Annotated in this window: 11 protein-coding genes and 1 pseudogene; 9 read left to right on the forward strand and 3 right to left on the reverse strand. The window is 55.1% G+C overall.

Translation table 11 applies throughout. The annotated features are described in order from the left end of the window. Positions 1–38: 38 nt before the first annotated feature. Positions 39–1,205 carry a Gfo/Idh/MocA family protein gene (locus POTG_RS09770; protein WP_009224673.1) on the reverse strand — a complete coding sequence of 389 codons (1,167 nt, stop codon included), beginning with the start codon at positions 1,203–1,205 and terminating at the stop codon, positions 39–41. A gap of 239 nt (positions 1,206–1,444) precedes the next feature. On the opposite strand from POTG_RS09770, the gene POTG_RS09775 reads away from it, so the two are divergent. From POTG_RS09775 to POTG_RS09790, 4 genes and pseudogenes are all read left to right on the forward strand, one after another. Beyond that, positions 1,445–2,272, forward strand: coding sequence for an AraC family transcriptional regulator (locus tag POTG_RS09775; RefSeq protein ID WP_036644920.1), 828 nt, complete (start codon positions 1,445–1,447; stop codon positions 2,270–2,272). Positions 2,273–2,505: 233 nt separating this feature from the next. Continuing rightward, entirely contained in the window at positions 2,506–5,655 is a 3,150-nt protein-coding gene (locus POTG_RS09780; protein ID WP_009224675.1) for a discoidin domain-containing protein, read from the forward strand. 307 nt (positions 5,656–5,962) lie between these two features. Next, positions 5,963–6,594: pseudogene (locus POTG_RS09785) on the forward strand (GyrI-like domain-containing protein). Between the two features lie 101 nt (positions 6,595–6,695). After that, complete coding sequence (locus POTG_RS09790; protein WP_009224677.1) at positions 6,696–7,184, forward strand: low molecular weight protein-tyrosine-phosphatase; 489 nt, start codon at positions 6,696–6,698, stop codon at positions 7,182–7,184. A gap of 77 nt (positions 7,185–7,261) precedes the next feature. Here POTG_RS09790 and POTG_RS09795 read toward each other — a convergent pair whose 3' ends face one another. Together POTG_RS09795 and POTG_RS09800 are read right to left on the reverse strand one after the other, a co-directional pair. Beyond that, complete coding sequence (locus POTG_RS09795) at positions 7,262–8,155, reverse strand: carbohydrate ABC transporter permease (RefSeq protein ID WP_009224678.1); 894 nt, start codon at positions 8,153–8,155, stop codon at positions 7,262–7,264. Positions 8,156–8,176: 21 nt separating this feature from the next. Further along, positions 8,177–9,148, reverse strand: a complete 972-nt coding sequence (locus POTG_RS09800) for an ABC transporter permease (RefSeq protein WP_009224679.1) — start codon at positions 9,146–9,148, stop codon at positions 8,177–8,179. Between the two features lie 269 nt (positions 9,149–9,417). Here POTG_RS09800 and POTG_RS09805 point away from each other — a divergent pair, with 269 nt between their 5' ends. The 5 genes from POTG_RS09805 (at position 9,418) to POTG_RS09825 (ending at position 18,989) form a co-directional block, all read left to right on the forward strand. After that, positions 9,418–11,019 (forward strand): response regulator transcription factor, encoded by a 1,602-nt coding sequence (locus tag POTG_RS09805; RefSeq protein ID WP_009224680.1) that lies wholly within the window; start codon positions 9,418–9,420, stop codon positions 11,017–11,019. After that, complete coding sequence (locus tag POTG_RS09810) at positions 10,997–12,823, forward strand: sensor histidine kinase (RefSeq protein WP_009224681.1); 1,827 nt, start codon at positions 10,997–10,999, stop codon at positions 12,821–12,823. Before POTG_RS09805 ends, POTG_RS09810 begins: the two co-directional genes overlap by 23 nt. A 159-nt stretch (positions 12,824–12,982) precedes the next feature. Further along, a complete protein-coding gene (locus POTG_RS09815) occupies positions 12,983–14,620 on the forward strand; it encodes an ABC transporter substrate-binding protein (RefSeq protein WP_036644921.1) in 1,638 nt (545 codons plus the stop codon). Between the two features lie 174 nt (positions 14,621–14,794). After that, complete coding sequence (locus tag POTG_RS09820; RefSeq protein ID WP_009224683.1) at positions 14,795–16,873, forward strand: alpha-galactosidase; 2,079 nt, start codon at positions 14,795–14,797, stop codon at positions 16,871–16,873. A gap of 7 nt (positions 16,874–16,880) precedes the next feature. Further along, positions 16,881–18,989: an alpha-galactosidase gene (locus tag POTG_RS09825; RefSeq protein ID WP_036644922.1), complete on the forward strand. Its 2,109-nt coding sequence runs from the start codon at positions 16,881–16,883 to the stop codon at positions 18,987–18,989. Positions 18,990–19,222 lie beyond the last annotated feature (233 nt).

Here is a 19,222-nt window from a genome sequence, read left to right on the forward strand (position 1 = left end):
ATGCGCACCCGTCACGCCCATCGCGCTCCCGCACCGCTTTAATGCGTACCCGACACGTCCAGCACCTTGCCGCTGCCGGCTTCCTTGCGGAACGAGGAGGTGCGGATCTTCTCCTGCAGCTTGGCATAGAACAGCTCCTCGTTCAGCGGCAGTTCCACCCAGTCGTCGGTCCAGGCGGACAGGTGCATGGCGTTGGAGAGCGTCAGGCCGAGGATGCCTTCCTCGCCGGGGGCGAGCAGCTTCTCGCCGTGCAGCAACGCGTTCGTGAAGTTTTGCAAAATCCCTTTATGCTGCGGGCCGTCGCCGCCGCTCACCGGGATTTCGCATCTCCAGCATTCCGGCTGTCCAAAGCCACCGGTATACTCCGCGTTAAACTTCGGCTCGGGCACGCGCAGCCGCCAGAACGTGAGCTTGCCGTCTTCCACGACGATTTTGCCGTTGTCGCCGGTCAACTCGAAACGGTTCGTGCCCGGCGCTTCGCCAGTCGTGGTGACGAACAGCCCGGTGGCGCCGTTTTCGTATTCCACGTAGGCGGTCACGTCGTCCTCGACCTCGATGTTGCGGTATTTGCCAAAGTGGCAAAACGCGCGCACCCGCTTGGTCATCATCCCGGTCGTCCACTGCCATAGGTCGAGCTGGTGCGGGTCCTGGTTCAGCAGCACGCCGCCGCCTTCTCCGGCCCAAGTGGCGCGCCAACCGCCGGAGTCGTAGTAGCTTTGCGAGCGGTACCAGTTCGTGATGATCCAATTCGTGCGGCGGATCCTCCCCAGCTCCCCGGACAACACAAGGTCGCGCAGCTTGGCGTACAGCGGATTCGTCCGCTGATTGTACATGATGCCGAACTGCTTCCCGGACTTCGCCGCCGCTTCATTCATCTCGCGAACCGCTTTGGTGAACACGCCGGCTGGCTTCTCTACCAGCACATGGTAACCGCTCTCAAAAGCTTGCACCGCCAGCGTCGGATGATCATAGTGCGGCGTGGCGACCAGCACCGCATCCATCGCGCCCGAAGCAAACAACGCTTCCGGGGTATCAAAAGTCAGCACCGTCTCCGGCAGATGCTCCTTCGCCCACTTCAAGCGGTCGGGGTTCGTGTCGCATACGGCGGTCAGCTTCGCGCCCCGGATCTCGCCGCTGCTGAGGTTTAATGCGTGTGACGTTCCCATATTGCCAATCCCGATGATGGCGAAACGTACTTTGTCCATATAATCGCTCCCTGCCTCCTATATAAGTAGTACCATAATTGATATGAACGTCCTGTCAGCTTCTATATAGTCCTGTCGCTCTTAGCTTAGCTTGAATCGGAAGGGTTGAGAATGGCACGAATTAAGACGGTTTTGCACAAAATTAAGGTGTATTCGATAAATAAGACTGATACAATGGGATAAGAATCCTTCGGTATGAAAAGGTTTACAGCGAGACATAGGGAAGGGTGAAGAAGCCGATGAATGAGATGGACCAACTTGCCGGGCGTTTGCCCGAGAGCTTAACCGTCACCGTGACGCATGCACAGCTGAGAAGCGGCTTTCCCGGATGGAACCGGACGGAGCTGGCCCCCAGCTTTAATCGGCTGTATTTTATCGCGGAGGGGGAAGGGGCGGTCATCATCAACGGGGAGACGTATTATCCCCAGCCGGGTCAGCTGATGATCATGCCGGCGGGGAGCAGTCAAACGACGTTTACGAATCCGGAAAATCCCTATACCCGGTATTTCTGCCATTTCGACGCTCAGGTGGGGGAATGGCCGCTGTTTCATGCGAGGAGCAAGCTGTACATCAGCGATGCCGGCAATCCCGAGGACGTCCGAGCGACCTTCGAGGAGCTGATCCGTCAGTTTCAGTCCGGGGGACCCTTTGCCGGGTTACGCATGCAGGCTTGTCTGCTGAATCTGCTGGCCTGCTGTCTGGAGGAAGGCGGCTACCACGATTATTTGAAGGACTATATGCAGTTTACGGAACGGAACAAGCTGAACGGCGTGTTGAGATATATCCAGGAGCATCTGCACGAGCCGATCGAAATCGAGACGTTGGCCGACCTGGTGCATTTGCATCCGAACTATTTTATTCCCTATTTTAAAAAAATCATGGGAGTCACCCCGATGCATTACGTGCAGCGCAAACGGATGGAGGAGGCCAAACGGCTGTTGACCTATACGGACGACAGCATCGCGGACATCGCCGACCGGTTGGGCATGCAGCTGGCGCATTTCTCCCGCCAGTTTAAAAGTCATGCCGGGATTTCGCCGACCGCGTACCGCGCCTGCACGCGGTAATCTGCTCCGTGTTGAATCCAACTGAACTTAACCGCCCGCTCTCCGCGCTTTGATGCGCAGGGGGCGGGCCTTTTTTATGCTCACCTTGGATGTAAGGCGTTTTCCTGCATGAATCATTACATTGCGGTATAGCTGCGGGACAGGGGGGTTTTTAGAATGGGGGTAGAAAAAACATCCAGTTCTGGCATCGCAAACCGAAGTTCCACCATTTCACGATTGAAGGAGGCGTAAAGGTGAGAAGACGTTTACGGACAAGGAAAATGGCGCACGCATTCATCCTGCTGTTCGTCGGTGCATTGGCTTTCTCCGGACCCTTGGGATCCGCGCAAGCCGTACAGGCGGAGGAAGAAGCCGGGGCTTATGCCCGAAACGGCAACATCGTGCAGGCGTCAAACGGAAGGGTTTCGCTGGTTTACGATTTAGCGGAAGGAATCGGCAGCTTGTCGTGGAACGGACAATCGGTCGTGCAGCAGTTCGAGTCAAGCTTTCGCGAGAAAGGCGGCGAAACGCGTTCAACCCAGGAGGCGGTGGAAAGCACGGCGGAGTGGAGCAAGCTGAAACCGGACAAGTACGGCAAAAACGGCCGCAAGCTGACGATTCACAGCCAGCTGGCAAGCGGTGAGCAAATCGATTTGAACTTTTACTTGTACCCGAAGGTTTCGTACGTGTTGACCGACATGCAGATGCAGCGGGCGGACGGTCTAAACGTGGAGGAGCTGACCCCAATTGCCGCACAGCGGATCGAGATCGGGGCGGGCAATGCGAAGAAAATTTTTACGACGCCGTATTCCAACAACTTCGATTTCGGGGTTGCGCCGGTGGACGATTTCGGGAAAAGCCAAAACGGAGCCGACCGTTTTGCTGGCGAGCAGCTGACCTGGGACGACTTCAACGGGATCAGCCATTGGGTTGCAGCGGTGTTTGACAACGAGAACAAGCACGGCTTTGTTGGCGGGGCGGCGACCGTCCAGAATTGGAAAAGCAGCCAAAAGCTCGGCGAAGCGGAGCTTCCTAACGGGCCGCTGACCGCATTTTCCCTGTATAACTGGGGTGGGAGTCATAGCGGTACGACGGTGTCTTCGGATCTGTTTTTCCTCGGGTATTACGACGATTATCAACATGGCCTTGAGGAATACGGCACCGTTTATAACCTCGGAGAGCCTCATATGGAGTGGGACGGCGACGTACCGATGGGTTACAATACGTTCTACTCGCATGACCGTTATGCCACCGCGGAGGCTATGTATGCGATGGTCGACTACGTGGCAGAGCATTTGAAGCCGCTGGGATATAATTATTTTAATCTGGACGGCGGTTTTCAACCGGAAAGCGGCCTGCCTTTTGAACAATCGATCACCAAGTTCATCAACTATGTGCATGCCAAAGGGCTGAAAGCGGGCGGATATTCGACGCCGTTTACGATTTATGAGGAGTGGATCGACCTGCCGATCGAGGGGACGGGATTAACCCATCGTGACATCTGCCTGAAGGACGAGCAGGGGAACTTGATCAAAACCTATCTGAACACGTACGCGCTGGACCTCAGCCATCCGGTAGCTCAGCAGATTGTGAAGCGGAATATCGACGATTATATCCGCTGGGGCTACGATTACATTAAGCTGGATTTTATCGATATGGGGATGTACGAGGGACAACATTACGATCCTTCGGTGAACGGAATGCAAAACTACCGAATCGGGATGGGCATTATTCGCGACGCCGTACTGGCGGCGGACCGCCCGATTTACATCAACGAGTCGATTGCCCCGCTGCTGCCGGCTGCGTTTGCCCATGGCCGTCGGACGGCTTGCGACACGTCGCTTGGCGTAGCGAGCTACTCCGGCATTGAGCGGCAGGCGTTTAATACTGCGGCTTCCTGGTGGACGAACGGAACGCTCTACGAATACAACGATCCGGATATGATCATTCCGCAGTACGTGATCCAAGGGTTCTGGTACAAGTTCAGCCAGCAGGACGCGAAGCTGCTAAACACGGCGGTGACGCTGGGCGGAGGGCATTATCTGATCGGCGACAATCTGCCTTTTATCGACGAGGATCGGTTGGCTTGGCTGCATAACGAGGAACTGCTGGATCTGGTGAAAAAAGGGCAGGCCGCCAAACCGCTGCAGATGACCGATTTTTACCATCATGAGGCGCATTCCCCTGCGGTCACCGTGCTGTCGGAAGGGAAGGACAACCGCGTGGTCGGGTTATCCAATTGGACCAACCAGGCGCAGGACATCCAGGTTGATTTGGTTGATCTCGGCCTCAAACCCAACAAAAAATACCGGCTGACCGAGCTGTACAGCGGGCGGTCGCTGGGCACGGTGCAGGGCACGTTAACGTACTCGCTGGAAGCGAAGGGCTCGGCCGTTATTCAAATCGCGGGTTCGGGAAAAACGGAGCCTGCGGACCCGCTGCCAACGAATTTGGCGTTAGGCAAGCCAGTCAACGTCTCCTCGACCTGGGGCGATCCCGGCTACGAGGCCGATAAGCTGACCGACGGCGATCTTACAACGCGCTGGAACGCTGCGGATGGGCAGCTGAACGACCAATGGGCGGAAATTGTTGATTTTGGCACAGCAACGAAGGTCAATCAGGTTGTCGTGAAGGAGTTCCGGGATCCGTATTTCAAAACGGCCAACTATACGCTCCAATATTGGGACGGTTCGGCTTACCGGAACATTACAAAAGGATTTACGCTAGGCGATAACCGGACGCTGACGTTCCCAGAGGTTACCACCACCAAGCTGAGACTTTACCTGAATACGAACTACGGGGTGCCTTCGATCTACGAACTGGAAGCCTACTATGTTCCTGGGGTGAGCGGCAGCCGCATCGATCAGGACGACAGTGATATCCGGTATGATTATTACTCCGACGTTCGGGCGGGAATTCAGCGGATGCAGACCTTCACGTTAGAGCATACGGATTTGCCTAAACTGGATGTTTACATTTACGAGAGCTATCGGAATGAGGTGCCAAAGGACGCTTATTATTTCGAGCTGGTCGTGTTGGACCAACAGGGTCAACCGGCGGAGAAGCTGTTTACGGCTTCGCTTCCGGCGTACAACATCCCGGGCTCGATCTCGCCTTATTCGATTTACCCACAGTTAAAGGGACTGGATACGAGCAAAACCTATGGTTTGATCCTAAAATCGCCCGGTTCGGACTATACGCCAAGTAAGGACAACAACTACGGATTTGCCTACAGCGACGAGAACCCTTATGCGGGCGGGGAAGCCAAGCTGTCCACGGACGGAGGGTTAACCTGGTCCGCGGAAACGAATCGGGACCTGATCTTCACGTTATATACATCCGCAGATTGGGTGGACGAGGAGCTGGGCCCAACGGTCGAAAGTTTGACAGGGGAAACGCCATAAGTCATACGGAAAAGCAGAGGGGGAAGGCCGTGGGGCCTTTCCCCTGTTTTTTGAAGATATCAGAAAGTATAAACTACGGGGATTGGCATCCTGATATCGCAAGAAAAACTTCCGCTAAACGCGGTCTGTCTACTTTGAATGTACGTCGACAGGCGTTTTTCTTATTTGGTGACTACTCCCTGATCCGATATACTGATACCAAACTCATTTCGCCGGCCAGTCCAGACTCCCTGCAAAGTTGGTGCGCGGAAAGTCGGAAGGGGCAGGAGAACTCCTAGTATGATGGGAACCAGAGGAGGTGCAAACGATGGATGTGCTAAAAAATATGAACGAAGCGCTAAACTACATCGAGCGGAATTTGACGGAGGAGATCGATTATGGGGAAGTCGCCCGGATCGCCGTTTGTTCGGAGTACCATTTTAAACGGATGTTTTCGTTCCTGGCCGGGATTTCGCTGACGGAATACATCCGCCGCCGCCGATTAACGCTGGCTGCTTTCGGGTACCGATTCAATTTCACGGAGTAAATCCGCATATCGCAGAAATGGCGCAGCAGTTAACCCCGGAGAAGATCGCTCAGCTGAAGGGGTTGTCCAATCTCGAACCGGCCGGGATCATCAGCGCGTCGATTAATTTCTCGGAAGGGCGCATGGAGGAGCAGGGGGAGCTGGACCATTATCTTGGCGTGGCGACAACGCAGGTTTGCCCGGACGGCTATGCATCGCTTGCGGTGGCCGCTTCGACATGGGCGGTGTTCACTGCCGTCGGCCCATTCCCGGATGCGCTGCAGAACGTTTGGGGACGGATTTATTCCGAGTGGTTCCCGTCCGCTCATTACGAGCTGGCCGAAGGACCGGAGCTCCTATGGAACGAGAGCCCGGACACCTCCCTGCCCAACTATCGAAGTGAAATCTGGATTCCGGTGGTGCGCAAAGGCTGAAGCTTCGACTGAGCTATGGTTGTTCTCCGGCTTAACCTATAGTACTATCTGCTAAGAGAGAGTGTTGAGCAGATAGGTGACAGGAAGGAAGAAGGAGAACCATGGAAAACGAGAAGCGCAAAGTGGGAGTGTTGTTTGTATGCCTGGGGAACATTTGCCGTTCGCCCATGGCGGAAGCCGTCTTTCGGCATCTGGTGAACGAAGCTGGATTCAGCGAACGGTTTGTGATCGATTCGGCGGGAACCGGCAACTGGCATACAGGCAATCCGCCGCATCACGGCACGCGCCGCATTTTGGATCAGTACGGCATTTCCTATGAAGGGCTGAAAGCGCGGCAGGTGGCGCAGGACGATTTTGCCAAGTTTGACTATATCATTGCGATGGATAACCAGAACGAACGTGATTTGAAGGCGTTGGCCCGCAAGACCAATGCCCGGATCGTGAAACTCTTGGATCTGGTGCCGGAATCGCAGCTAAAGGAAGTTCCCGATCCGTATTACACCGGGAATTTCGAAGAGGTCTACGGCCTGGTGCAGCAGGGCTGCCGCGCTTTACTGGAATTGATCCGGCAGGAGCACGCCCTTGGCTAAGCCCAGATCAGCCTAAACAAGAGCCAACCACAAACACAGAACCCGTCCGGCAATCGCCGCGACGGGTTTCTTAATTGTTAGCTTTTGATCGCGCCCATCATGATCCCTTTGACGAAATATTTTTGCACGAACGGGTACACCATGATGATCGGCAGCGTCGCCACCATCGTGACCGCCATCCGAATGCTTTCGCTGGAGACCGGGATGCGCTTGGCGTTTTGCGCCAGCTGCTGGGCATCGGTCATCATCGCGCCGGTCTGGAATTGGTTAAGGATCTTGACCAGAACGGCCTGCAGCGTCTTAAGCTCCGGTTTATACGTGTAAATATAGGAATCGTACCAAGCATTCCAGTGGCCGATGGCCAGGAACAAGCCAATCGTCGCCAGCACCGGTACACACAGCGGAAGAACGATGCGGACGAAAACCTGCAAATCGTTGGCGCCGTCGATTTTGGCCGATTCCTCGATTTCGCCGGGCAACTGCTCGATGAAGGTGCGAACGAGGATCATCAGAAACACTCCGATCAGCCCCGGGAAAATAAACACCCAGAACGAGTCAATTAACCCCAACGCCTTGATCACCATATACGTTGGAATCAAGCCGCCCCCGAAATACATCGTAAACACAAAGAAGAACGAAAAATACTTCCAGCCGAGCAAATACCGTTTGCTTAAGGAGTAAGCCAGCATGGAGATACAGATAATCGACACCGCGGTCCCGATCACTGTCCGCAGCGCCGTCACCTGCAGCGCACTCCAGATTTCCGGGTTGCGGAAGATGGTAATATAGCTGGCTGTCGTAAACTCTCGCGGCCAGAAATACAGGTTGCCGCGCAGCGAGTCCGTCGCATCGTTCAGCGAGATGATCAGGATGTTCCAGAACGGATAAAACGTGACGAGAAAGATGCACGTCAGGAACAGGTACAAGGCCGCATCAAACAGATGCTCGGTCATCGTTTTTTGATTTTTCATGCAGTTCCCTCCATGCCAGGTTTAGAATAAGGACTGGCCGTTGATTTTTTTCGCGATTTGGTTGACGATCACCACGATGATAAAGGCGACCACCGAGCTGAACATGCCGACAGCGGAAGCGTAAGAGAACATCCCGTTCTGGATCCCGTAGCGGAACGAGTAGGTTGAGAGCACGTCGGAGTAATCCTTCGTCAAATCGTTCCCGAGCAGGAAGTGCTGGTCGAACCCGGCGTTCAGAATGCCGCCCATGGCCAGAATCAGCAGGATGACGATCGTCGGCTTTAGATGCGGGAACGTGATATAACGGATTTGCTTAAACCGGTTGGCCCCATCCACCTTGGCCGCTTCGTACAATTCCGGGTTGATGGAAGAGATCGCCGCCAAATACATGATCGAGCTGTAGCCCATATCCTTCCACGTATTGCCCAAGGCGACAATCCACCAGAAGTACTTGCCGTTTTGCAGGAACAGGATGCTCTCATTGGTAATATGGAGAAACTTCAGCAACGCGTTCACCGCACCATCCGAGGACAGCAGCGTAACGATAATGTTGGCCGCGATAACCCAGGAGATGAAATACGGCAAATAGGAGGACGTTTGCACGATTTTTTTGAATTGGACGTTTTTGATTTCGTTAATGGCCAGCGCGATCAGGATTGGCATCGGAAACGAGAACAGGAGTGTAATCAACGTCGAAGCCAACGTGTTGCGCAGGATGATCAGGAAATCGCCGTTATTAAAAAAATAACGAAACCACTGCAATCCCACGAATTCGCTGTGGAACAGACTGTACCAGAAACGGCCGAGCGTGGGCTGGTAGTTCACGAACGACATATACAATCCGGCCATTGGAGCATAGGCGAACAGGATCGCCCAGATGAGCGCCGGCAGCATCAAGAGGAACAGGTATTTTTGTTGTTTGAAGACGGGCCAAACTTTCCGGCGCGGGAGGTTCAGGTCCGTGCCTTCACGTAGCTTCAAGTCGGTTTGCATAGCGGCACCTCGCATTGGTTTTCTAGTTCAAGTTCAAGTCAGGACGTCCAGCCTATGGCTTAAAAAAATTATAAGACCCCCGAAAAATCCGTGTCGATAAAGCAAAACATCGAATCATGCTTGAAAATAACTTTCATGCGAAAGGAGGATTCAGCTCCCGAAGATGTAAGCGCTATAATTAAAGTGGACGCAGGAAGTCGTAAGTTGAAAGGACCGTCCTCCCAGGACGGTGATCAGGCATAGAAAGACAACCGAAGGGGGCTTGCGGCATGTACAGCATTTTTCTGGTGGACGACGAGCAATTGGAATTGGAGATGATGCGGGACTTCATCCGTTGGGAGGAGATGGGGATATACGTCGCCGGCGTCGGCATCAACGGGAAGGATGCCCAAGAGAAGATCCAAGCCATTCAGCCTGACATTGTGCTGACAGACGTCCAGATGCCCTTCATGGACGGCCTGGAGTTGGCAAGGTGGGTCAGGGAGCAGTATGACTGGATGCAGATTGTATTTCTGACCGGTCATGACGAGTTTAGTTATGTGAAATCAGCCTTGCACGTCGGAGCGGTCGGTTATTTGCTTAAGCCGCTGGATCTGGAGGAAATCTCCGGAGTAATGGCGCGGGTGAAGCAAAAGTGCGAAGAGGTACGTTTAAAATATAAATCGGTTCAGATGACGAAAGCCAAGTTGTTGAAAGAGCTACTCCACGAAAAATCACCGGTTCGGCAGGAGCAGCTCACCGCCGAGCTTCGCAAGCTGGAACGGGGAGGAGCCTCCGGCCCTTCCTATTCGCTGGCGCTTTGCAGCGCGGACCGCAGCGCAAGCGGCATCAACGGCGGAGAGCCCGACGGCACAGGGGAGGCGGGTTCGTTGGAAGCCGCGATCTCCCGTCTGCCCGAGGTGACGGAGGAATATTTCCACGCCGTCCGTAAGGACGCGGTGGTTGCTGTGCTGCAGGAAGGGGAGCTGGCGATCTTTATCGCGGCTGAACCCGAAAGCGGAAGCCAGCCCGCCATGACGCGAGAGCAGTGGGGGACGCTGCAGCAGACGGTCCGGGGATTGTTGGGGCTGTCAGTCACGCTCGCCATCGGCAACGAAGCGGTCGAACCGGCCGGCATCGCCCAACTGTATGAACGGGTGCGCAGCTTGCGAGACGAGCGTTTTTTCCTTGGGCCGGGGCAGATTTTGGTCGCAGGTGACGTCAAACCGGGATACCGCTACGGCACGCTGCCGCCCTTCCCGGAGCAGGCGTGGCTGGAGGCGCTGCAGCAGCTGCGCAGCGAAGAGGCGGAAGCGATGTTGCATGATTATCTCATAAACGTTCGCCAGCTGCGGATCGATAAATCGCTTGTGTACGAGTGGGCGATCGACCTGCTGGACCGCTTGGAGGAACAGATTCACAGTCCGAGCTTAAACGGCCAGGCCGAACCGGTCAAACGTGCCGCCCTGTATCAATCGGTTTACGATTGTCAGACGCTGCAGGAGATCGAAGCGGCGATTTGGCGGGCGGCAGCGCATTATTTGGAGCTGCTGATGGAGCGGGCCACGGACAAGAACGCCAAGCTGGTGCATCAGGTCTGCCAGATCATCGATAATACGTATCATGAGCCGATCACCATTCAAAGCTTGTCCAGCCAAGTGTATTTGTCGCCGAACTATCTGCGCTCGATCTTCCGGGACAAAACCGGGATGACGATTCACGACTATCTGACTCGCATCCGCCTGGAGAAAGCGAAGGAGATGCTGGCGGATCCATCGCTGAAGGTACAGGATATCGCCCAGAAAATCGGTTACGAGAGCACGTCCTATTTCATTTCCTTATTCGTGAAAAACCAAGGAGTCACGCCAAATGAATATCGAAAAAATCTTTAAAGGGACGGAAGGAATGAACCCGATCGCTCGGCGGTTGTCCTTGTTCAGGCATCATTGGTTCGCCAATCTTCGGCTGCGCAACAAGCTGTTTATTATTTTCCTTCTCGTGTCTTTTATCCCGTGCTCCGTGCTGATTTATTATTCCTATACCTCCACGCGGAACACGATTACGGAGCAGACGTACGCTTCGTTAAGCGGGACGCTCAATCAGATCAATACGAACCTTGAAAACCGGCTGGGGTATTATGAGCAGCTGACCAATATTTTGTATATGGATGCGCAGCTGCGGAACTTTTTGTCCAACGATTACGAACAGGCCTATTATTATCTCGATGCGTTCCGCTACATCAATCGGACGATGTCCTCCATGATGATTTCCAACGCGAATATTCAGGGCATCACCATTTACATCGATAACAAGACGTTGTATTCCGATAAGCAGTACATCCGATATACCGAGGAGCTGCCGGAAACGGTGAAGCAGCAAGCGCTGAATGCGGCCGGGAGTCCGGTTTACACCCATATCGAAGATCCGCAAACCGGCACGTCCTATGTCACGCTGGCCCGTTCGCTCAGTTACTTTAGCTTGTCGCACCCTTACGGCATTCTAACGATCAATATCGACGACAAGGAAATCTATTCCCTGATCGAAAAAGAGAACGTTAATAAGAGCGTCTACATCATCGACGAGACCGGCCGCGTGATCAGCTCCGGTGATGCGGCGATGAAGGGGAATCAGCTGTTTGACCTTTATCCCATTCAAGCGGATTTAACGTTGTCCAGCGGGAAATTTGATAAGCGGATTGGCGGACAGGAGTTGTTTTTTACCTACAAAAAGCTACGCAACGGATGGACGACGGTAATTACCGTCCCTTATGACGAACTGCTCGCCAATACGAATAAAGCGACTAAACGGATTGTCTGGATTTCGGTCACTGTGATCGCGGTTGCCGCCCTGCTCATTTTCGTGACGGCGAAGGTGATCACGAAACGGATTGAGGGGCTGCTGCAGCAAATTCGCAAGGTGGAGCGGGGGAATTTCCAGGTTCAACGCATGCCGATGGGAAACGATGAGATCGGGCAGCTGTCGTACGCGTTCCAGAAGATGGCGGCGCGTATTCAGGAACTGATTAATGAGGTATACGTTAAGGAAATCGCCGTAAAGGATTCGGAGCTGACGACGCTGCAGGCGCAGATCAATCCTCATTTTCTATACAATACGTTGTCCTCGATCTCCTCGCTGGCTTTGAAGGAAGGCAGCATGCAGGTCTATCAGATGGTTAACCATTTATCGAAGTATTATCGAATCTCGCTGAACAAGGGCAAACGGGTGGTGTTGCTGGAACAGGAAATCCAGTTAGTCAAAAACTACGTTTCCATCCAGGCCATCCGGTTCCGCGGGATGCTGCATATGCACTACGATTTGGACGAGTCGTTGTTTAACCGGACGGTGATCAAGTTGATATTGCAGCCATTTATCGAGAACTGCATCCATCACGCGATCTGGAGTGAGACCGGCATCAACATTATCGTCAAGCTCAAGGCGGAAGGAGAGGATCTGTTGCTGCAGGTTATCGACGACGGACAGGGCATGACCCGCCAGCGGCTGGAGGAGGCGTTTAATAAATCAAGCAATCAATCCGGCTATGGTATCAAAAATGTCGACGACCGAATCAAACTGGCTTACGGGGAACGATATGGGGTGGAAATCTTCAGCCGGCTTGGCATCGGGACGAATGTGACGATCCGCCTGCCGCTGAATCCGAACGCGTCCGAGCTGGAAACGCGGCTGAATACGGGGTGATAACGAGCTATAGCAGGGGTTCAAACTGAGGGGAGCCGATGAAAGTCGTTTTCCATTATGAATAGTAACATTGCGTTATGGATATACATGGGGGCGCTTTTTACAATTGAGTTGAGCTTGAGGTCCAAGCGCAAATGTACAAGAGAGGGGTTTACGCAAATGAAGAAGAAGCTGCTATTCATGGTATCCTCTATGATGATCCTTGCCCTGCTCGCTGGCTGCGGGTCCGGGAACGCCCCGTCGGCGGGAGGAAATTCTCCTGCGGCGAACGGAGGGACAAACGGAGAGGCGGCAGATGATAAGTCGCCGATCACGTTGACGTTGTTTGACCAGAACACCGGGGATCCGTTTACGAACCCTGTGGCGAAAGCGATTACAGAAAAAACCGGCGTGACCGTAGAAATCCAGCAGCCCACCGGGAATCCAGCGGAGAAGCTGAACCTGATGCTGGCAAGTAACGATTTGCCGGACATCGTGCTAATGAGCCGCGGAAGCGACATCATGAACAAGTATATCTCCTCGGGAGCCGTGATCCCGCTGGACGATCTGATCGAGAAATACGGACCGAACATCAAGAAAATGTACGGGGATACGCTGAAGAAAACGCGCAGTGCGGACGGGAAGAACTACTATCTGGCCAACTGGTACGGCCTGGAGCAGTACCCGGTGTTTGGCTTCCTGATGCGGATGGACTTGATGAAGGAGCTGGGCGTTGGGGATAAGGTGAACAACGGCGAGCCGTTTACAGCCGAAGAGTTCGAGAACCTGTTAAAGGCGTTTAAGGAGAAGTACCCAACGATTGACGGCAAGGAAACCATTCCGATGACGTTAAATGGCGACAACATGAGTGGAGTTACCGGTACGTTCAAAGGAATGTATGGCATTATGCCGTATTACGAGAAGGACGGCAAGCTGCTGAAGGATATCCGCGATCCGCGGTATTTGGAAATGATGAAATTCATGAACTCCTTGTATCGCCAAGGCCTGCTCGACAAAGAGTGGGTGACGATGAAGACGAAGCAGTATGAGCAGAAGCTGGCGGCGGGGAACGTATTTGCTACGGCGGATGCCAGCTGGAACGTGGGCGGAGCGAACGGTTTGCTGAAGGCGGATGCTCCGGACCCAGCTAAGGCGGAGGAAAGACAGTTCTATCAATATAAGGTGCTGGCACCGGGGATTGGACCGGACCAAACGACGTATGGGCCGAAGAGCTCGTTGGGTTGGGACGGTATCTCCATCACCAAGACGAACAAGGATCCGGTCCGTACGATCAAGTTCTTGGATTTCCTTGCCAGCGAGGAAGGGCAGTATTTGATGATGTGGGGCGTGGAAGGCGTGCATTGGGACATGAAGGACGGCAAGCACGTGCCGCGTCAAGAAGTGCTGGACGCCTTCAAGAAGGATTGGGCGGAAGCTTCCCGCACGACCGGGATCCGCAAATGGACCTGGACGATCAAGAACGGACCAGGCTCCGACGGCACGCCGTATGACCTGATCGGCCGCGGGATGAGCGATCCGACGACGGACCTGGCGATCAAGAACCTCGCGGATACGTCGTTTGATACGGCGCCTTATGACAGCCTTGGCCCGGACGGCGGTACACCGGAAGCGATTATGGAGACGAAGGTCAACGAGACGATTAACGAGTACTTCCTGAAGATGGCCCTGGCTCCTAGCGAGCAAGACGTGGTAACCTTGTACAACACAATGATGAAGCAAGTAGAGGCTGCAGGCTTATCGAAACTGGAAGAAGTGTATAACAAGAAGTATCAAGAACGTATGGAATTGTGGAAATAAGACGGCCGTGACACGAGCGGCGGGGGATGAAGGTCCTCCGCCGCTTTGTTTTTTTGAACGAAGCTGCTAATCAAAAAAGGCATATCCCGTTATCAATCGGAACATCGTTGCATAGAACCCCGCAAGGTTCGACCTTATAATGGGGGCGAATAAGCGGAGAAGGGGTGGAGTTGAATGACCATAAACGGACCTATCACGGAAAAAGTTCGCTTCTGGGCGGAATCAGATACGCATAGGCATTTGGATAACGGGCTTGGCCGCTTAAGCTTTGATCTGGCCGGCGGCACCTTTGCCTGGACCTGCCGCGAAGCGCTGGTTTGGCAAGAGATTCGCAGCGCGTATCGGTGGCAGGGGAGGGAATACCATACCGGTCAGTATGAACGCCATGAAGTGATCGGGGAGCCGAAGGAGCTGAACGATGCTTTTGGGTATGGCCTGCAGGTGGGGATTCGTCATGAAAAACCGGGGTTACCGAAGTTGGAGCAGTATTTTTACCTTTATGAGCAGCAGCCTTTCTTCTTGATTCGGGTCGTTGTGGCAGGGGAGGCGGGGCTGAAGCTAAACCGCATTGCGGTGCTGCAGTCCGCCAAGCTGGATTTCGAAAAAGCCGATGGCAACGGGGAGGACCAACTGCATGCCCTGCGCATCCCCTACGACAACGATAAATGGGGGCGTTACATCGCGAAGCCGCTGCCTTGGGAGACGGAAAGCTATGAAGCGGCAGCGTTGTTTTATCCGGGCAGCCGGCGGGGCTTCGTTACAGGCTCGGTGTCCCATGATGTTTGGAAAACGGGCATCCGCATCCGAAGCGAACGGGCTGGCAAGCTGGACGAGTTCGAGCTGTATGCCGGGGCAGCGGGCGTGATGACGCGGGATACGCAGCCGCACGGGTATGTGCACGGGCCGCGGGTCGAATCCCCGCTGGTGTTTGCGGGATACTACGACGATTACCGCGAGGGGCTGGAGGCATATGGCCGTGCTAACGCGGCGGTGGAGCCGCCGCTGAAGTGGGAAGGCGGCGTGCCGTTTGGCTGGAACAGCTGGTCGGCGGCGATGAGTACGCTGGATTACGAGTTGTATACGTCAACTAGTGATTTTCTGAAACGCGAGGTGCAGCCGCTGGGCTTTGAGAGCGGGGAGACGCTCTATATCAACTTCGACGCCTTCTGGGACCGGCTGACGGCGGAAGAGATGGCGGATGCGCTGCGCCGGGTGCGGGAGAACGGGCACAAGCCGGGCACGTATTGGACGCCGTTTGCGTTCTGGGGCAGTCCGGAGCAATTCAGCCGGGAAGTGGAGGGCACAAACGGCAAGTATACGTACGGCGAGATCCTGCTTCGCGATGCAGAAGGGGAGATCGTAGCCGACATTGCCGGCGGTTTGGCGATTGATCCAACGCATCCGGGGGCGCTGCAGCGGATCGATTGGTTTACGGAGAAGATCATTCGCGAAGGCTTCGAATACGTGAAGCTCGACTTCATGGCGCACGGGGCGCTGGAAGGGAAGCATTATGACCCTTCGATCACAACCGGCATCGCTGCTTACCGCCACGGCTTATCTTATCTGGCGTCGAAGCTGTCGCCGGAGGCGGTCGGACGGCCGTTTTTTATCAATCTGTCAATTGCACCGCTGTTTCCGTACGCTTTTGCCCATAGCCGCCGCATTTCCTGCGATGTATTTGGGCAGATCGGGGATACGGAATATTTGCTGAATTCATTGACTTATGGCTGGTGGATGAATGACCGCTTGTACCGATTTAACGACCCGGACCATACGGTACTGTACAAAAGCTTCAATCAGGAAGAGACAGCCTGGCACGAAGGGCGCAGCCGGCTGACGGCGTCGGTCATCGCCGGAACGCTGCTGCTGCTTGGCGACGACTTCCGCAAGGAAGGAGCGGCAGAACGCGCCAAAGCATGGCTTGGCAACCACGCGGTGATGGACGTCGCTCGTTTGGGGCAAACCTTCCGCCCGTTGGAGTGGGGCTTTGGTGATCGGGCAGCCGATGTATTCGTGCTGGAAGCTCTCGCTTCAGAGACAACCGGCGGCAATGCGCTGTATGTGGCGGTGTTTAACTTCGACGGGACGAGGGGAGCCCGAAAGACGGTATCTCTGGCGCGTGCGGGTCTCGATCCGAAGGTGCTGTACAAGGTTGATGATTTGTGGGAAGGCACGGAACATGAAACCGCAGGTGAGTTGGTCGTTGACCTGAAACCGGCGGAAGCGAAACTATTTAAACTCAGCGGACGGTGATCTGAACATGGCAATTTGGGTGGATGAACAAAATCGATTATTTGCGTTGCAAACCAACGGCAGCTCCTACGTGTTTGGCCTGAATGAGAAGGGCCGGCTACAGCATTTGTATTGGGGAGCGCCGATCGATCCGGCAGAGGCATTGCCGCTGCTGGGGACGCGGGGGCATAGCTCCTTCGACGCGGAGATCGAACGGGAAGCGGAGGAGTACAGCTTCTGGGGCGGTGTCGGGTATGTTGAGCCGTCGCTGAAAGTGACTTGGCCGGATGGGGTGCGTGATTTTTGCCCGAAATATATCGGGTGCCGGGTCGATCAGCAAAATGGGAAAGATACGCTAACGCTGACGTTTCAAGATGAGGTGTATCCGTTTGAGGTTCGCTTGAGCTATGCGGCTATTGCCGAGCACGACGTGCTGGAGCGGTCCGCCAGCTTCGTGAATTTGGGAAGCGAGCCGGTGCTCCTGGAGACGACACAATCGGCTGCCTGGACGATGCCGGCGCTGCGGAACTATCGGTTTACGCATGTCACCGGGAAGTGGGCGGGTGAGTTCCAGCTGCGACGTACTTTCTTATCCGAAGGCAAAAAGGTCCTGGAATCGCGGCGCGGCTTCACCGACGGCCATGCCAATCCGTGGTTTGCCGTCGATGACGGGACGGCGGCGGAGGACCGCGGCGACGTCTGGTTCGGGGCGCTGGCGTGGAGCGGTAACTGGAAGATTGTCGCCGAACAAACCGCGTTTGGTCACGTTCGCGTCACTGGCGGCATCCACGACTTCGATAGCACGTGGCTGCTTGGCCCCGGCGAGACGTTTGCCGCGCCGATGTTTGTCGGCGGTTATAGCGCCGCCGGGTTCGGCGGGATGAGCCGGAAGCTGCATCGCTATCAGCACGATTACGTGCTGCCGAGCCGGGAGCCGCGCAAGGTGCTGTACAACTCCTGGGAAGCGACGTATTTCGATGTGAACGCCCAGGATCAAATGGCGTTAGCGGAGCGTGCGGCCAAGCTCGGCGTTGAGCTGTTCGTCGTTGACGACGGCTGGTTTGGGGCGCGCAACCACGATCGGGCCGGGTTGGGCGACTGGGTCGTCAACCGGGAGAAGTTCCCGAACGGGCTTGGCGAGCTGATCGATCGGGTGCATGCGCTTGGCATGGAGTTCGGAATCTGGGTGGAGCCCGAGGCGGTGAACCCGGACAGCGACCTGTACCGGAGTCATCCGGATTGGGTGTACCATTTCCCGACGCGGGGACGGACGGAGCTGCGCAACCAGCTGCTCTTAAACATCTCCAAGCCGGAGGTCAAAAACTACATCCTGGAGTTCATGACCGATCTGCTTAGCCAGCATCAAATCAAGTTCATTAAATGGGACATGAACCGGACGGTGACGGAGCCGGGGATGAAGGATCATCCGCTGAACCGCCAGAAGGAGATTTGGATTCGGCACGTGCAAAGCCTGTATGAGATCTGGGCCGAGCTGCGCCGGCGTTTCCCGCACGTGGAATTTGAGACTTGTGCGGGCGGGGGATCGCGCATCGACCTCGGCATTTTCCGCTATGCCGACCAGGCTTGGCCCAGCGATAATACCGATGCCTTCGACCGGCTGAGCATTCAGGAGGGCTTCTCCTATGTGTATGCGCCGAAGATGATGACCTGCTGGGTGACGGAGTCCCCTACCGGGATGAACCGCCGCGTCCTGTCGCTGCCGTACCGGTTCCACAGTGCGATGATGGGGACGCTGGGCATCGGTGCGAACCTGAACCATTGGAGCGACGCGGAGCTTGAGGAGGCCGCCGGGTTCGTCCGGCAATACAAAGCGATCCGTCCGCTGGTGCAGTTCGGCGATCAGTACCGGCTGGATGCGCTGAGCCACCTGGGCGTGACGGCGGTCCAATACGTGGATAAGGCCCGCGGGGACAGCGTGCTGCTGGCGTTCCTGCACTCGCAGCGGTTGGGCGATCGCCTGCCTCGCTTGCGCCTGCAAGGCCTCGAGCCGGACAAAGCCTACGCGATCGAAGGGCTGCCCGGCACCTGGAGCGGCCGCAGCCTGATGCAAATCGGCATCGAGCTCCCGCTGCGTGGCGACTTCGACAGCGTGCTGTACCGGATTTGCGAAGCGTAGTGCGCGACCGAAACCCCAGCCGATAGAGGTTGGGGGTTCTTTACGTTGCCTATTTAGCGGTAAAAATGTCCCTTATTTTCCACTCCACATTGGAAATCGAGGAAATAAGGGACTTTTATGGTGCTATTTTGCAGAGAGAGCGACGAAATGGCGGAATTTCGACCAGCATCCGGAGAATAACGCCCTTTTTGGTCGTTATTTTCTGATATCTAGCCGATGAAGCCGCAATAACG

The sequence above is a fragment of the Paenibacillus sp. oral taxon 786 str. D14 genome (genome assembly GCF_000159955.1).
In the GTDB taxonomy this organism is placed as follows: Bacteria; Bacillota; Bacilli; order Paenibacillales; family Paenibacillaceae; genus Fontibacillus; species Fontibacillus phoenicis.

Bases quoted from the DNA above. Each gene is read 5' to 3' on its own strand.
- POTG_RS09800 (WP_009224679.1), bottom strand. From the start codon at position 9,148: ATGCAAACCGACTTGAAGCTACGTGAAGGCACGGACCTGAACCTCCCG.
- POTG_RS09795 (WP_009224678.1), bottom strand. From the start codon at position 8,155: ATGAAAAATCAAAAAACGATGACCGAGCATCTGTTTGATGCGGCCTTG.
- POTG_RS09810 (WP_009224681.1), top strand. From the start codon at position 10,997: ATGAATATCGAAAAAATCTTTAAAGGGACGGAAGGAATGAACCCGATC.
- POTG_RS09825 (WP_036644922.1), top strand. From the start codon at position 16,881: ATGGCAATTTGGGTGGATGAACAAAATCGATTATTTGCGTTGCAAACC.
- POTG_RS09815 (WP_036644921.1), top strand. From the start codon at position 12,983: ATGAAGAAGAAGCTGCTATTCATGGTATCCTCTATGATGATCCTTGCC.
- POTG_RS09805 (WP_009224680.1), top strand. From the start codon at position 9,418: ATGTACAGCATTTTTCTGGTGGACGACGAGCAATTGGAATTGGAGATG.
- POTG_RS09820 (WP_009224683.1), top strand. From the start codon at position 14,795: ATGACCATAAACGGACCTATCACGGAAAAAGTTCGCTTCTGGGCGGAA.
- POTG_RS09770 (WP_009224673.1), bottom strand. From the start codon at position 1,205: ATGGACAAAGTACGTTTCGCCATCATCGGGATTGGCAATATGGGAACG.
- POTG_RS09775 (WP_036644920.1), top strand. From the start codon at position 1,445: ATGAATGAGATGGACCAACTTGCCGGGCGTTTGCCCGAGAGCTTAACC.
- POTG_RS09790 (WP_009224677.1), top strand. From the start codon at position 6,696: ATGGAAAACGAGAAGCGCAAAGTGGGAGTGTTGTTTGTATGCCTGGGG.